Consider the following 15267-nt stretch of genomic DNA (forward strand, 5'->3'; position numbering starts at 1 on the left):
CCGGCTACCTCGCCCTGATCCGCGGGTCGATGAGCGCGTACGAGAGGTCGACCAGCAGGTTGACCAACACGTAGATGACCGCCGCGACCATGATGAACATCTGGAGCACCGGGTAGTCGCGCCGTTCGAAGCCGAGGGCGAGCGCCTCGCCGACGCCTTGGAACGCGAACACCTTCTCGGTCAGCACGGCGCCCGCGAGCAGCGCGCCGACCTGGAGGCCGATGGTCGTGACGACGGGCAGCATGGCGTTGCGCAGGACGTGCCGGCGCCGGATCACCGAGCCGAGCAGGCCCTTGGACTCGGCCGTGCGCACGTAGTCCTCGTTGACCACGTCGAGCACCGCGGCCCGGGTGATCCGGAAGATCACCGCGAACGGGATGGTGGCGAGCGCGACCGCCGGCAGCAGCAGGTGCAGGAAGGCGTCCCAGGCGGCGTCCCACTCCTGCGTGAGCAGGCCGTCGAGGACGAAGAAGCCGGTGACCCGGGTCGCTTCGATGTCGCCCTGCCGGCCCAGCGACGGCAACCACTGGAGTTCCGTCGCGAAGATGTACTTGAGCAGGTAGGCGAGGAAGAAGACCGGGACGGCGACGCCGACGAGGGAGCCGCCGACGCTGAGGTTGTCGAACCAACCGCCGCGACGACGTGCGGCGAGGTAGCCCAGCGGGATGCCCGCGAGCACCGCGAGCACGATCGCGAACAGGCTCAGTTCGATGGTGGCGGGGAATCTCTGGAGGAAGATCTCGACCACCGTGTCGCCCGGCTGGACGGTGGTCGAGTTGCCGAAGTCCCCGGTGAGGGCGCGGCCGAGGAATTTGAAGTACTGGAGGAAGATCGGCTGGTCCAAGCCGAGCTGCGCGCTCAACGCGGCCCGCGACTCCGGTGTGCCGCGGTCTCCCAGGAGGGCCGATACCGGCCCTCCCGGGAGCGCGCGCAGCCACGCGAAGACGAGCAGCGAGAGCACCAGTACCACGACGACGAGCTGGATCAGCCGTCGAACCGTATAGCGGAGCACTGGTAACCCCGTGGTGTGTCAGTCAGTCGGGTGGTTCCAGTGACCGTCAGCTGACGCTGACGGAGTAGAACCGCTCGTCGGTCAGCGGGCTGGGCACGATCCCCTTGACGGAGGACTTCGTGACCAGGGCGGGCGGCGAGTGGGACACCGGGATGGCCGGCAGGTACTCGGTCATGATCTTCTTGTTCAGGTCCTCGTAGAGCTTGAACCGCTTGTCGCGGTCGGGCTCGGCGTCGGCCTTCTTCAGTGCGGTCGCGAGGTCGGTGCCCCACGTGTTCGCGCCGGTGTTGAAGCGGTTGGCCGGGTTGCCGAAGAACGTGCCGATCCAGTTGTCGGCGCTACCGGTGTCACCCGTCCAGCCGAGCAGGAACAGGTCCGGGACGCCCTGGTCGACGTCGGTCAGGTAGCCGCCGTTCCACGGCTTCGTGGTGACCTCGATCTTGATGCCGAGCTTCTGCAGGTCCGCCGAGATCGCGCCGAAGATGTCCTTCGGGTTCGGCATGTACGGCCGGGTGACCTCGGACGGCCAGTAGAACTTCAGCGTCAGGTCGCTCGCGCCCGCCTCGGCGAGCAGCGCCTTGGCCTTGGCCTCGTCGTACTTGTACTCGGTGACGTCCTTGGCGTAGCCGCCGACGGTCTCCGGGATGAACTGCGTGGCGACCTTGGCGCCCTCGGGCAGCTGCGACTTGACCAGCTGCTCGCGGTTGATGCCGTAGATCAGCGCCTGGCGGACCTTGAGGTCGCGCAGCTTCGGGTTGTTCTTCTGGTTGATGCCCAGGTAGAGCACGTTGAACGCGGGCCGGATCTGGACGTTGAAGCCGTCCTTCTTCAGGCTGTCCCAGTCCGCCGCGTTCGGGAAGTCGAAGCCGTCGATGTCGCCGGACTGCAGCGCCTGCTTGCGCGCCGTCTCGTCCGGAATGATCTTGAAGACCAGCTTGTCGACCTTGGCCTTCTCGCCCCAGTAGTCGTCGTTGCGGACCAGCTCGACGGTGCCGTTGGCCTTGTCGTACTTCGAGAACTTGAACGGACCGCTACCGGTCGGGTGCTCGGTGGCGTAGGCCGGGAACACGAAGCTCTCGCCCTGGGCCTGCACGTTGTCCGCGTCGTACTTCTTCAGCGCGTCGGGGCTCTGCATCGAGAACGCCGGCAACCCCAGGATGTCGGGGAACTTCGAGGTCGAGCTGGTGAGCACGATCTCGGCCGTGGCCGCGTCCTTCGCGGAGCAGGACTTGTACAGCGACGGCTTGGCACCGTCGGAGAAGCCGCCGAAGTTGTCGCCGTAGTACTGCGACACGGCGTCGGACTGGCCGGCGCCCTTCTGGTTGTACCAGCGCTCGAAGTTGGCGCACACGGCCGCGGCGTTGAACTCCGTGCCGTCGTGGAACTTCACGCCCTTGCGCAGGTTGAACGTCCAGGTGAGGCCGTCCGAGCTGCTGGACCACTTCTCGGCGAGCTGCCCGACGGGCTCCGCTGTGCCCGGTTTGAAGGTGGTCAACCCGTCGAACATCTGCCGCGCGACGCGGAACGTCTCGCCGTCGGTGGCGTAGAACGGGTCGAACAGCTTGGGTGCGCCGGCGGCGCCGAAGGTGAACGTACCGCCGGTCTTGCCGGACCCGGAGGAGGAGTCGGTTCCCCGCTCGGATTGAGCGCAGGCGGACAGTGCGAGCGCGGCAACGCCGGTGAGGCCGATCGCGGCCGTCCAACGGCGGCGTGCCGTTCGGGAATGAACCATCAAACACCCCTTGGGAAATCCGGGCTCTCTCGGTGTGGTCACGGACCCTAACCGGTCGTCACATCCCATCAGACGTAACACAGGTCACGATCCGGCCACGTGAATCATCATTCTGGTACGTCCGGCGCAGGTTCGCTCACCCGACGTGAGCACGCTGGATCATGCGAACGCGCTCCTACGCTGTACAACGGACAACGGAAATACCTGCACTCGGGGCGGAAGGGGTCGCCGATGGGGCCACGGGCCGAGTTCCGCTTCCTGGGCCCGCTCCAGGTATTGGTCAACGGTCAACAAGTCGTCGTCCGCGCAGGCCGCCAGCGTTCGCTTCTGGTATCGCTGTTGATCCGCGCCGGGTCGAGCGTGTCGGTCGACGAACTCGCCGAGCACATCTGGGGCGCCGAACCACCCGCACGGGCGCGCGGCACTCTCCAGACCTACGTGATGAGACTTCGGCAGGTGCTCGGTCCCGAGATCCCGATCCGCACCGTCCCCGACGGCTACCTCATCGACGTGGACGAGCGCACGATCGACGTGATGCGCTTCGAACAGCTCGTCGAGGAGGGCGAACGCGAACGCGCGGCGGGCCGGCTCGACGCGGCGTCCTCGATCTTCAGCGCGGCGCTGGACCTGTGGCGCGGACCGGCGATGGTCGACGTGCCGTCCGAGGTCCTGCACCGCGACGAAGTCCCTCGTCTGGGTGAGCGACGGCTGCACGTCGAGGAACGGCTCGTCGAAGTCGAACTGGAACTGGGCCGGCACGCCGGACTCGTGCCCAGACTCTCGCGGCTGACCAGCGATCACCCGCTGCGCGAACGGCTCTGGTCGCAGCTCATGATCGCGCTCTACCGGTCCGGGCGGCAGGCCGACGCGCTGGGCGCGTACCGGCGGGTCAGCGGACTGCTCGCCGACCAGCTCGGCATCGACCCCGGCGACGAACTGCGCCGCGTGCACCAGCAGGTGCTCGACGGCGCGTCGGCGCTCGACCTCGGCGGCAGCGGCACCGCCGAACGCCGGGACCGGGTCGTGCCGTCGCAACTGCCCGCCGACATCGGCGACTTCGTCGGCCGCGAGCAGGCCGTGGCGTTGATCGAAGCTTTGTTGCGCACCGCGCAGGGCGTGCCGGTGGTGACGCTCGCCGGGCCGCCCGGCGTCGGGAAGACCGCGCTGGCCGTGCACGCCGCGCACAAGATGCGGCAGTACTTCCCCGACGGCCAGCTCTACGTCAACCTGCGCGGCTACGCCCAGGTGCAGCCGTTGAGCGCGGTCGACGTGCTGCCCCGGTTCCTGCGCGCGCAGGGCGTGGCGCCCGAACTCGTGCCGCTGGACCAGGACGAGCAGGAGGCGATGTTCCGGTCGCGGCTGACCGGGCAGCGGGTGCTGCTCGTCCTGGACAACGCGGCCGACGCCGAGCAGATCCGGCCGTTGCTGCCCGGCTCGCCCGGGTGCGCGGTGCTGGTGACGAGCCGGGACACGCTGCGCGGTCTGGCGGTGAGCCACGCGGCGTCGAACGTCCGGCTGGACGTGCTCGACCTGGACGAGACCCGCGCGTTGCTGGCCGGGATGCTCGGCGAGGACGTCGTGGCCGCGCAGGCCGACGCCGCCGACGAGCTGGCCCGGCTGTGCGCGCACCTGCCGCTGGCGTTGCGGATCGCCGCGGCCAACCTGCTGAGCCGACCGGAGATCACCATCGCGTCCTATGTGGATGAACTGCGGGCGGGCAACCGGCTGGCGGCGCTGGCCGTCGAAGGCGACGAGCGCGCGGCCGTGCACGCGGCGTTCGACCTGTCCTACACGGCACTGAAACCCGAACTGGCGCAACTGTTCCGGCTCCTGAGCCTGGCGCCCGGCGACATCACGCCGGACGTGGCCGCCGCACTGGGCGGACTGACCACACAGGACGCCCGCCGCCGGCTCGACCGGCTCGCCACGGCCAACCTCGTGGACAACCACTCCCCCGGCCGCTACCAGTTCCACGACCTGCTGCGCGATTACGCGGCCGAACGGCTCGCCGTCGAGGGCGGTCCGGGCGAGGGCACGTCCGCGTTCCACCGGCTGCTCGACTGGTCGATCCGGTCGGTCGACAACGCGACCGACGCGATGAAGGCGACCCTGATGCGCCTGCCGCGCAACGACGTCGTCGCGGGCGTGACACCACGCGTGTTCTCGACCCCGGCGGAAGCGTTGGCCTGGTTGGACGCCGAACGCGCCACGCTCGTCGCGACGGTCGAACACGGCGCGGAAACCCGACCGCACGGCGACATCTGGCAACTGGCGGACGCGTTGCGGCGGTACTTCTACGCGCAGGGCCTGCCCGCCGAGTGGCTGGCCACCGCGAAGTCGGGACTGGCCGTGGCGCAGGCGATCGGCGACCCGGTCGGCGAGGTGGCCATGCTGTCGTCGTTGGGCACGCTGCACTGGGGCATCGGGCAGACCCGGGTCGCGGTCGACCACTTCCGGCGGGCCATCCCGATCCAGCGGCGGACCGGAGCGGCACCGGCGGCCGAGGCGGCGGTCCTGGCCAACCTCGGCGGCGTGTACATCGACCTGGGCGAACTGGAACAGGCGGCCGACTACCTCGAACGCGCGCTGGTGATCGTGCGGGGCATCGGCGCGTTGCAGCAGGAAGGGATCGCGCTGGTCAACCTCGGCGGCGTGTACCTGCAACTGGGACAGCTCGACCGGGCCGTGTCGTCGTTCGAGGGTGCCCTGGACGTGGGCAACCGGCTCGGGGTGTGGATCACCCAGGCGGACAGCCTGCGGTCGTTGGCCGAGGTCCACCTGTTCCAGGGGCGGCCGTCCAAAGCGGCCGAGCTGTACGAACGGGCGGGCCGGCTGTACGAACGGGCCGGGGCGCGGGGGTTCGCGCACATCCCGCACGAGGGGTTGGCGCACACGTACGTGATGCGCGGGCACTACGAGGCGGCGATCGAGTCCGCGGCGCGGGCGTTGGGGATGGCCGAGGAGTTCGAGAACCTGAAGGGGGTTTGCGACTCGCAGAACGCTTTGGGGGAGGCGTTGTTGGGGGCCGGGCGGCACGAGGAGTCGGTGGCGCGGCACACCGAGGCGTTGCGGATCGCCGAGGAGACCGGGTACTCGTGGGGGATCTGCACGGCGCGCAAGGGACTGGCCCGGACGCACCGGGCGGCGGGGCGGTTGGACGAGGCCAGGTACTCGGCGCACCAGGCGTTGGACAGCGCGGTGAAATACCGGCTGCGGTTGGCCGAAGCGGACGTGTTGGCGTTGTTGGGGCGGATCCTGCTCGATCGGGGGGAGGTGGCTCAGGCGTTGGAGTACGGAAAGCGGGCGTGGAAGTTGAGCCGTGCGACGGGGCAGCGGTACGTGGAGGCCAAGGCGGCGCACCTGTCGGGGGATGCGCAGGTCCGGTTGTCGGACCACGCTTCGGCGGCGGCTTCCTGGCGTACGGCCAAGGACTACTTCACGTCGATCGGCGCTCCCGAGGCCGCCACCCTCCCCTGAACGCGCGAGTTATGCGTTCAGACACCGCGAGTTGTGCGTTCGGGGCTTGGATCCCCGGGTGGTGGGTGCTCGTGCGTGGGGGTGTTTTGTTCAGACAGCGTGGATGATTTTTGTCGCGCGGGAGCGGGTGGCGTCCTCGGTGAACCACTTGCGTTCGAAGGTCTGCCAGCGTTTCAGGTCCGGGCGGCAGTATTCGCCGTCTCTGGCTACTGCGCGTTCCAGCCTGGTTTGCTCGTCGGGGCCTTCTATCCAGATCAGTTCGGACAACCAGGGGGTGGCTGCTCTTCTGCCTGAGGAGACGCCTTCGATCACCAGCAGGTCGCACGGTGGGAGTGTCAGCCACGGGCCCGGACTCGGGGTGCCATCCGTCCACACGACCCGGCGGTAGTGGGCCGCGTGGCCGGCGGTCAGGGGTTCCAGGACGCCCTCGACCAGTTCCGGCCACCAGTCGACGGGGTTGTCCCAGGTCGCGAAGTGGTCCGTGGGGACGACTGTGCCGCCCAGGGTCGCGGCGAACGTCGTTTTGCCCGCGCCCGACGGGCCGTCCACGGCGACGACCCTCACATGCTTCGCCGGCCGGACAAGGCCCGGCCCAGGGTCAGTTCGTCCGCGAACTCCAGGTCGCCGCCCATCGGGAGACCGGACGCCAGACGCGTGACCGTCAGGCCCGGGAAGTCGCGCAGCATCCGGACCAGGTAGGTCGCGGTCGCTTCGCCCTCCGTGTTCGGGTCGGTGGCGATGATGATCTCGGAGACGTCCGTGCCGATCCTGGTCAGCAGTTGTCTGATGCGCAGTTGGTCCGGGCCTACGCCCGACAACGGGTCGAGGGCGCCGCCCAGGACGTGGTAGCGGCCCTTGAACTCGCGGGTGCGTTCCACCGCGAGCACATCTTTCGGCTCCTCCACCACGCAGATCAGCGTCAGGTCACGGCGCGGGTCGCGGCAGATGCGGCAGGTCGCCTCGGCCGAGACGTTGCCGCACACGTCGCAGAACACCACGCCGTCCTTGACCTTCTGCAACGCGTCCTGGAGCCGGCCGATGTCGGCGGACTCGGCGGCGAGCAGGTGGAACGCGATCCGCTGCGCGCTCTTCGGACCGACGCCCGGCAGGCGGCCGAGTTCGTCGATCAAGTCCTGGACGGGGCCCTCGTACATCAGCCGAAGAGCTTGCCGAGGTCGCCGAGGTCGTTCATGCCACCCATGCCGCCGGCCAGCGGGCCCATCTTCTGGGCGGCCAGTTCCTGGGCGGCCCGGTTGGCGTCGCGCACGGCGGCGACGACCAGGTCGGACAGCGTCTCCACGTCGTCGGGGTCGACCGCCTTCGGGTCGATGTTCAGGCTCTTCAGCTCGCCGCCGCCGGACACGACCGCAGTGACAAGCCCGCCGCCCGCCGTACCGGTGACCTCGGCGTCCTGGAGCTCCTGCTGGGCGAGCATGAGCTGCTGCTGCATCTGCTGCGCCTGCTGGAGGATCTGCTGCATGTTCGGCCCACCGGGTTGCACGCGGGTTCCTCTCTTCGGGGTCTTGTCACCAGCGTAGTCGTGCGTCAGCCCTTCAACGGCCGCGCGCCCAGGTGTTCGGCGAGCAGTTGGAGCACGACGCTCTCGGGGTCGAGTTGCTGCCGGTCCGGATCGGCCGGGCGGGCCGCCTCGGCGAGCATCTCCTCCTCGTCGACCGGCTCCGGCTCGGGTTCTTCGGGGTCGGACGGCTCGGGGGGCAGTGGGACGTCGTCGGCTGCCGACGGGCGGGTCGGCGGGGTGCGCGGCGTCTGCTGGGCCTGGCTCGCGCGCGTGGGCACCGGGCGTTGTGGGCGTTGCGGTGCGGCTGGGCGCGTCGGTGCGGCGGACGCGTCGCCGTGGACGCAGCGGACCTGCCACGTGCCGCCGAAGACGGCCGTGAACGCCGCCGCGATCGCCTCGCAGTTGCGGGGTTCGGCCAGTCGTCGGGCCAGCGGTGCCGACGGGTGGGACAGGGTGACGGCCGTGCCCTCGACGTCGAGCACGGTCGCGTTGGTGAGCATGGCCTCGGTGCTGCGGCTTGTCGTGCGTACCGAGGCACGCAGGTCGGGCCAGCGGCGGCGGACCTCGTTCACGTCGATGCCGGTGTCGGAGTCGGTGCCGATCCCCGTGTCGGTGGCGATGTCGGTGCCGGTCGTGTTGGCGCCGGTCGCCGTGGGGGTGGGCTGGGTGCCGGTGTTCTGCGGGCGGGAGTCGTGGGCGGCGGGTTCCTGCCCGGGAACGGGCCTGGTCGCGGGCCAACCGTCGGCCGCTCCCCCGGTGACGCCTTGGCCGTTGACGCCCTGACTGGTGCCGGCCTGCCCCGTGCCGGCCGGTGTCGGACGGGCTTGGGTCTGGCCGGGCTGGGGCTGGACGGATCGCGCCTGGACGGGTCGGGCCTGGGCGGTCTCGGGCTGGGTGGCCTGGGTGTGTCCGGACTGGGTGGCTGCTTCCTGGCTTTGGGAAGTGCTGTTCCGGGTGGCAGCGGCCGGAGTGCGGCTCTCGGGCGTCGCGGTCTGGGAGGGGTGGCTCCCGGTGGATTCCCTTGGGACGCCCGCGTCCCGCGTACCCGGGTCCGGCTCGGCGGCGTCCGGCTCGGCGGGGGCCTGGTCGGGTGCGGCCTGGGCCTGGGCCTGGGCCTGTGCGGAGGCGGTGCGTTGGGACGGGCGTTGGAAGCGGGTATCGGCGGGAGGTGGCGTGGCCGAGGCCAAGGCGGGTACGGCGCCGGCGGGCGGGCCGTAGCGCTCCAGGCGCTCGACGCGTTGCAGCACGGCCGATTCCGCGTCGCTGGCCGACGGCAGCAGCATGCGTGCGGAGACCAGTTCCAGCAGCAGGCGGGGTGCGGTCGAGCCGCGCATCTCCGTCAGGCCCTGGTGCAGGACCTCGGCCCAGCGCGTCACGGTCGCCGGTCGGGTCGCCTCGCGTTGGGCGGCCATCTTCACGAGCTGGTCGGCGGGCGCGGACACCAGGCCGCGGTCGGCCGCGTCCGGCACGGCGTGCATGAGCACCAGGTCGCGCAGGCGGTCCAGCAGGTCGGACGCGAACCGGCGGGGGTCGTGGCCGGCGTCGACCAGGCGGTCGATCGTGCCGAACACCGCCGACCCGTCGCCCGTCGCGAGGCCGTCGACGACCTCGTCGATCAACGCCACGTCGGTCACGCCGAGCAGCGAGATGGCACCTTCGTAGGTCACACCGCCGGGTCCCGCGCCGGACAGGAGCTGGTCCATCACCGACTGCGTGTCACGGGCGGACCCGCCGCCCGCGCGGATCACCAGCGGCAGCACGGCCGGGTCGACCGCGACGCCCTCGGCCGCGCAGTTGCGCTCCAGCAACGCCCGCATCGCGACCGGCGGGATCAGCCGGAACGGGTAGTGGTGCGTACGCGAGCGGATCGTCGGCAGGACCTTGTCCGGCTCGGTGGTCGCGAAGATGAAGATCAGGTGCTCGGGCGGCTCCTCCACGATCTTGAGCAGGGCGTTGAAGCCCTGCGTCGTGACCATGTGTGCCTCGTCGATGATGAACACCCGGTACCGCGCCTCGGCGGGCGCGTAGAACGCCTTGTCCCGCAGCTCGCGGGCGTCGTCGACACCGCCGTGACTGGCGGCGTCGAGTTCGACCACGTCGACGCTGCCCGGCCCGTTGGGCGCGAGCCCGACGCAGGAGTTGCACTCGCCGCAGGGATCGGCCGTCGGCCCGTTCGCGCAGTTCAACGACCTGGCCAGGATGCGCGCGGACGACGTCTTCCCGCACCCGCGCGGCCCGGAGAAGAGGTAGGCGTGGTTGACCCGACCGGCTCCGAGCGCCGTGCGCAGCGGATCGGTGACGTGCTCCTGCCCGACCACCTCGGCGAAGGTGGCCGGTCGGTACTTGCGGTAGAGGGCGAGCGCCACGCCGGGGACCTTACCGGGAGGGTCCGACAAAAGAAGGGGACCCCGCACACCCACCAGAGCCCGCTTATCCTTGCTGCCTTCCGGCCCTGGGGAGGTTCGCGAGATGTGTGCCGCACGAGGTCCGAGTCCAGTGTAACCGGTGTCCGCCACGGCATGGGTACCCGACCCCGCTCACTCGATCTACCAGCCGTTTTGGCCGGTGAAACACGTGTTCACCGGACCGGAACCACCGATTTCCAGCCGGAAAGGACCGAACCCGCTGTCGCGCATACGTTCGATTCACCCTGCGGGGAAGTTCGACGGGTCGTGCTCCACGTCGCAGCTCGCGTCCGGCCCGTCACCAGTCGACGAGCAGACTCGACGTAAGTCGGTCGAGCGGCCCGGCGAGGTCCGGGTATTCACCGCCGTCGACCCGCCGCCTGAGCCGCGCGACGACGTAGAGCTGAGCCACACGCCCAGCGGAGGTGTCGAGCACGTCGGCGAACACCGCGCGCACCCGCTCGGCGACATCGGGCACCAACAGGCTGTAGCACAACAAGGTCGCCGCGTCCGAGCCCTTCAGACCCCGGCCCCACATCTCCCAGTCGAGCAATCCGAACCGCGGGCCGAACAGGTTCGCCCAGTGCAGATCACCGTGCACGGTCTCCCATTCGGCGGCGGTCACGTCGACGACGTCGCCGAACCGCTGCACGAGCCGTTCGGCGAGCTTGTCCGGACCGCTGTTCACGCGCGTGGTCGACGTCGCGGCGACCGTGTCGACCGTCCGACGCAACTCGGCCCACCACTGGTCGGACAGGTCGACCGCGACGCGCAGCGCGTCGGTGAGCGAGCAGGGGGTGCCCGGCATCCTGGTCATGACCTCGGCGCGCTGCTGCCGCCACTCTTCCCACTCGAACACGTCGAGCACACGGGGCTTGGCGAGTCCGTCGAACACGTTGGCGTCGAGGTTCCCGGTCCAGAAGTTGCCGCCGATCCACTGCTTGTCCTCGGAGACCACGCGCAACCAGTAGTCGGAGCCGTCCTTGCGGACGGGAGCGCTGATCGACCGGTCGACCCAGCCGAGCACGGGCTCGCCGGACACGACCAGGCCGAAGTGCTCGGCGGCGCGGGTCAGGTTCTCGCGCATCCACTTCTTGAACCGCGCGTCGGCTTCGCTGGTGTCGACCGTCAACGGGTGTCCCCTACTCGTTGGTGATGTACCGCAGATAGGCGTCGGGGTTGTTCAGGTAACGACGCCAGTGGTCGACGAGTTCGAGGTCTTTCCATTCGGTTCGGCGGAACCCGTGATCGCCCACCTCGATGATGTCGGCACCGGGGGTCGCGGCGAGAATCGGCGAGTGGGTCGAACAGATGATCTGCGCGCCGGACTCGCCGAGGTCGTGCATGAGGTTGACCAAACGCAGGCAGGACTTGAACGACAGCGCGGCCTCGGGTTCGTCCATGAGGTAGAAGCCGGGTTCGCGGAACATCGTCGAGAGCACGGTGAGGAACCCCTCGCCGTGGCTCATCTCGCTGGTGTCCTCTTCCCAGTAGCCGTTCATCCCACTGACCGCGTCCATGAAGCCGAACGCGGTTTCGGCGCGCAGGAAGTAGCCGCGGCGCTTGGTCCGCGTCCCGCTCTTGTGCCGAGCGCCGGCACCGGTGGTTTCCCAGCGCAGCAGCTCACCAAGGACGGTTTTCGGACGGTCGTTGACATACTTGCGCCCCGCCCGCCCGCCGCGCGCGTCCAGTCCCCACGCCTCGGCGAACGCCTCGACGAGGGTGGACTTCCCCGACCCGTTCTCGCCCACCAGGAAGGTGATCGGCCGCTCGAACCCGATCCCGGACTCGGCCAACTGCGCCACGCACGGCACGGTGAGAGGCCAGGAGTCGAGCACGTCAGCGGTCAGGAGTTCATCGGGGATGTACGCGCGGCGGGCGAGTATGGGTAATGACCTCGTGTTTGAAATGTCGATCCACGAAAGGAGGTAGTCAAGCCGCTTCCACCCACCCGTGACGCCTCCACCCTTCTTCCACATACACCAGCCCGTTCGCTCTACCACTGCCGCGAGGAGCCGGAGCGACTTGAGCGGTTGAGCATCGCCTGAATGCCTTGGATCGTGAGCGGCGTGCCGTTCCTGCGCGACAGTAGTGGTGGGCGGCGTTCGCGGGTGAGGTCGCGACGATGATGTTCGTGATGAAGTCCTCGATGTGGTGAACCTTGACCTCGTTCGGCTCGATGTCGAACCCCTGATCGTCAAGCCACCGACCCACCGGTGGGCGGTGGCGAGGTACCGCTCCTCGGTCTTGCCGGACAGCGCCTTGGACTTGATCGTCCCGCGCCAACGCTCGGCCGACATGCCCCAGACGGCCGCGCTCATGCCCGTGGTGCCCATGTAACAGACGCTCCAATAGTGTCGTCACCGAGCGCTGTGCCGGCACCACGCCAGACCTACGCACCCGCCCTACCAGCCCTTTTGGCTGGTCAGACCCCCATCCGGTAGTGTCTCCGGCGGAGGATTCGCATAGTGGCCTAGTGCGCACGACTGGAAATCGTGTTGGGTTAACCCCCTCACGGGTTCAAATCCCGTATCCTCCGCAGCGAAGAGCCCCCTGGGAATCCCAGGGGGCTCTTCGGCATTTCACGAGGTCACGCGCCGAGGCACTCCGCGAGGTCCTCCAACGCGAACAGCAGCCGGTCGACGCGGGGGTCACCGGTGCTCGGACGCAGCTTCACGACCTGCGGGTCGTGGTCGCTGGCCTGGTCGGCGAACTCCGCGTTCACGTGCACCACGTCGTACCGGTAGCGGGTGATGTTCGAGCTGATCAGGATGTGGTCCAGGGTCTGCGAGTTGCCCTCGAACACGTAGCTGTACCGCTCGGCCGGCGGCAGCGTCGCGATCAGGTCGACCACCGCGCCGCCCGCGGTGAGCGTGCCGACCGCCGGCGAGAACTGGTAGTCGTTGATGTCGCCCGCGAGCACCACGTTCGCGCCCTTGTCGATCGCCTTCACCTGGTCGACGAACGCGCGCAACGCCGTCGCCTGCTTGGCGCGCTGCACCTCCGACGACCGGTTCGGCTGCTGGTAGCGGCCGTGCACGGCCTGGTCGCCGCCCTTGGAGTTGAAGTGGTTGGCCACCACGAACACCGTGCGCCCGCGGAACTTGAACTCGCCCGCCAACGGCTTGCGGCTGCTCTCCCACGCCGGGTTCGCCGGGTCGATGCGGCCCGGCGAGACCGACAGCGCGGCCCGGCCGTACTGCTTCACCACGGACACCGGGGTCGTGGCGTCGCCGCCCGCGCGGTCGACGAACTGGACGCGTGCGGGGTCGAACAGGAACGCCACGCGGATGTTGCCGCCGGGGGCGCCGCCGTCGGTCTTGTTCTGCGGGTCGATCTGGCGCCACTGGTAGCGCGGGCCGCCCGCCGCGGCGATCGCGTCGGTGAACCTCGTCAGGGTCGCGTTCGCGGTGACCGTGCCGTCGTCGACCGTGCCGTTGTCGTCCTGGATCTCCTCCAGCACCACGACGTCCGGCGACGCGAGGTTCGTCACGACCGCGCCCGCGAGCCGGTCGAACTTGGCCTGGTCGTTGGTGGCGGCCAGGTTCTCCACGTTGTACGTGGCCACGCTCAGCTCGGACTTGCGGCCCGCGTCGGTCTTCTCCGGTTGGATGCCGCCCGACACGTACTCGCCGACGGACTTGGTCGCCAGCGTGTAGCCGCCGAAGTCGGTGTACTCGATCGTGCCGACGGTCGCGCCGCGCCAGACGTCACCGACATTGCTCTTGGCGGGCGTTGCCGCGCCCGGCTTCACCTTGATCCGGCCGCTGTTCGGCTGGTCGTAGCCCAGGTAGATCGAGCCGCCGCGCACGGTCGGGTTCTGGTCGGGACGCGCGGTGATCCACGTTTCGTTGTAGCCGTTCGTGGGCCCCACGACGCGGGCGTCGTTCACCTGGACGAGAGTGCCTTCCAACGACTCGAAGTAGTCCTGCCCGTAGCGGGCCGGGTCCAGCGGCAGCGACTCGATGCTCGCGCCGCCGTTGGCCGGGAGGTACGCGTCCGGCACGGCGAGCACGACGGGGGCGGGCACCGGGTTGTTCCTGGACACCACGGACACCGTCGCGCCGGTGATCTCGGTGAGCGTCTGGTTGGAGTTGGACGCGGTGTCGCCCGCCGGGCGGTACTCGGCGACCGTGCCGCTCACCAGCACGGCGTCGCCGGTCTCGACGGTCGGCGCGGTGCCGGCCGTGTAGACGAACAGGCCCTCGCTGGTGCGCGGGTCGTTGTCGGCGGCGGTGTCCTGGATCCAGAAGCCGCGGTCGCCGACGGCGCGCACGGCCGTGACGACGCCGGGCACGCCCGCGACCTTCTGGCCGAGCAGCGGCGAGATCCGGGTCGTGCCCTGGATGTCGTGGACGCGCTTGTCGCCGGGCTGCGGCTCTTCGGGTTCCCCACCGCCGGGAGTCTCGCCGCGCGAGTTGGTGGGCGTCGGCACGCCGATGGCGAAGTCCGCCGAGTTGTCGTCGGTGTCGACGAGGGCCGGCCGTGCGGCGGCCGTGGCGTTGGCGGTGTTGGCCGTCGGCGTGGTCTCGCGGACGACGGTCGCCGTGCCGTAGCCGACCAGGTCGCGGATGCGGGTGTCGGCACCGCAGTCGGCGACGGTCTTGCAGGTCAGCGGGGTCGTGCCGGACACGAGCGCGACCGTGCCGCCGGTGGCGGACAGGGCGGTCGAGCCGGTCGCGTCGGGCGTGGGCAGGGCGACCGTGCCGCCCGTGCCCTTCGCCTGGGCGACGAGGTAGCGGCCGGCGGGTGCGATCGCGCCGGTCAACGGCGTGACCTGCCACTGGCTCGCGGCACTGGCGCTCGCGGGCAGGTACTGCACGCTCCAGCCGTCGAGGCCGACGGACGCCGTGCCGCGGTTGGCCAGCTCGACGAAGTCCTGCGTGAGGGTCGCGCCCGAGTTGCCGCCGCCGCCGTAGACCTCGGCGATCAGCGCGTCCGGGCTCGGGGTGGCCGAGGCCGGTGCGGCGAGGGCGAGCGTGACGGCCGCGGCGGCCGTCAGCACCAGCCCGGTGCGGAGCGGGTCCGTTCTCAAAGGAGTTCCTCCGGAAGATCGGCGGGTGCGGCGATCCTCCCCGGACGGGGTGAACGGGGGAAGACACCGTGACCAACAGTTGACCGT

The 15267-nt window shown here is 69.8% G+C and carries 10 protein-coding genes, 1 tRNA gene and 1 other RNA gene; 2 read left to right on the forward strand and 10 right to left on the reverse strand.

Going from position 1 to position 15267, the window contains the following annotated elements:
* Positions 1–4 precede the first annotated feature (4 nt).
* Together F4559_RS31530 and F4559_RS31535 are read right to left on the reverse strand one after the other, a co-directional pair.
* Entirely contained in the window at positions 5–1012 is a 1008-nt protein-coding gene (locus F4559_RS31530; RefSeq protein ID WP_184674727.1) for an ABC transporter permease, read from the reverse strand.
* 46 nt (positions 1013–1058) lie between these two features.
* Positions 1059–2744, reverse strand: a complete 1686-nt coding sequence (locus F4559_RS31535; RefSeq protein ID WP_184674728.1) for an ABC transporter substrate-binding protein — start codon at positions 2742–2744, stop codon at positions 1059–1061.
* A 231-nt stretch (positions 2745–2975) separates the two neighbouring features.
* Here F4559_RS31535 and F4559_RS31540 point away from each other — a divergent pair, with 231 nt between their 5' ends.
* Positions 2976–6221: an AfsR/SARP family transcriptional regulator gene (locus tag F4559_RS31540; protein WP_184674729.1), complete on the forward strand. Its 3246-nt coding sequence runs from the start codon at positions 2976–2978 to the stop codon at positions 6219–6221.
* 90 nt (positions 6222–6311) lie between these two features.
* Here F4559_RS31540 and F4559_RS31545 read toward each other — a convergent pair whose 3' ends face one another.
* The 7 genes from F4559_RS31545 to F4559_RS31575 all read right to left on the reverse strand — a co-directional run bounded on the left by F4559_RS31545 (position 6312) and on the right by F4559_RS31575 (position 12481).
* The gene (locus F4559_RS31545) at positions 6312–6770 is read right to left on the reverse strand and encodes a uridine kinase family protein (protein WP_312865916.1); all 459 of its coding nucleotides are present in this window, start codon (positions 6768–6770) and stop codon (positions 6312–6314) included.
* 11 nt (positions 6771–6781) lie between these two features.
* Positions 6782–7375, reverse strand: coding sequence for a recombination mediator RecR (gene recR / locus F4559_RS31550; RefSeq protein ID WP_184674731.1), 594 nt, complete (start codon positions 7373–7375; stop codon positions 6782–6784).
* Positions 7375–7701 (reverse strand): YbaB/EbfC family nucleoid-associated protein, encoded by a 327-nt coding sequence (locus F4559_RS31555; RefSeq protein WP_221448661.1) that lies wholly within the window; start codon positions 7699–7701, stop codon positions 7375–7377. The genes recR and F4559_RS31555 overlap by 1 nt, the downstream gene beginning before the upstream one ends.
* Before the next feature lie 65 nt (positions 7702–7766).
* Complete coding sequence (locus F4559_RS31560; RefSeq protein ID WP_184674733.1) at positions 7767–10106, reverse strand: DNA polymerase III subunit gamma and tau; 2340 nt, start codon at positions 10104–10106, stop codon at positions 7767–7769.
* A gap of 31 nt (positions 10107–10137) precedes the next feature.
* An RNA gene (ffs, locus tag F4559_RS31565) (signal recognition particle sRNA small type) lies at positions 10138–10232 on the reverse strand.
* A 211-nt stretch (positions 10233–10443) separates the two neighbouring features.
* Complete coding sequence (locus tag F4559_RS31570) at positions 10444–11277, reverse strand: protein kinase family protein (RefSeq protein WP_184674734.1); 834 nt, start codon at positions 11275–11277, stop codon at positions 10444–10446.
* Positions 11278–11287: 10 nt separating this feature from the next.
* Positions 11288–12481 carry an AAA family ATPase gene (locus tag F4559_RS31575; RefSeq protein WP_246445373.1) on the reverse strand — a complete coding sequence of 398 codons (1194 nt, stop codon included), beginning with the start codon at positions 12479–12481 and terminating at the stop codon, positions 11288–11290.
* Between the two features lie 118 nt (positions 12482–12599).
* Between F4559_RS31575 and F4559_RS31580 the strand changes: the two genes are divergently transcribed.
* Positions 12600–12684 (forward strand) — tRNA-Ser (locus F4559_RS31580).
* Between the two features lie 51 nt (positions 12685–12735).
* Here F4559_RS31580 and F4559_RS31585 read toward each other — a convergent pair.
* The gene (locus tag F4559_RS31585; protein ID WP_184674735.1) at positions 12736–15180 is read right to left on the reverse strand and encodes a DUF8508 domain-containing protein; all 2445 of its coding nucleotides are present in this window, start codon (positions 15178–15180) and stop codon (positions 12736–12738) included.
* Positions 15181–15267 lie beyond the last annotated feature (87 nt).

Origin of the sequence: Saccharothrix violaceirubra (assembly GCF_014203755.1) — a bacterium.
GTDB classification, from domain to species: Bacteria; Actinomycetota; Actinomycetes; order Mycobacteriales; family Pseudonocardiaceae; genus Actinosynnema; species Actinosynnema violaceirubrum.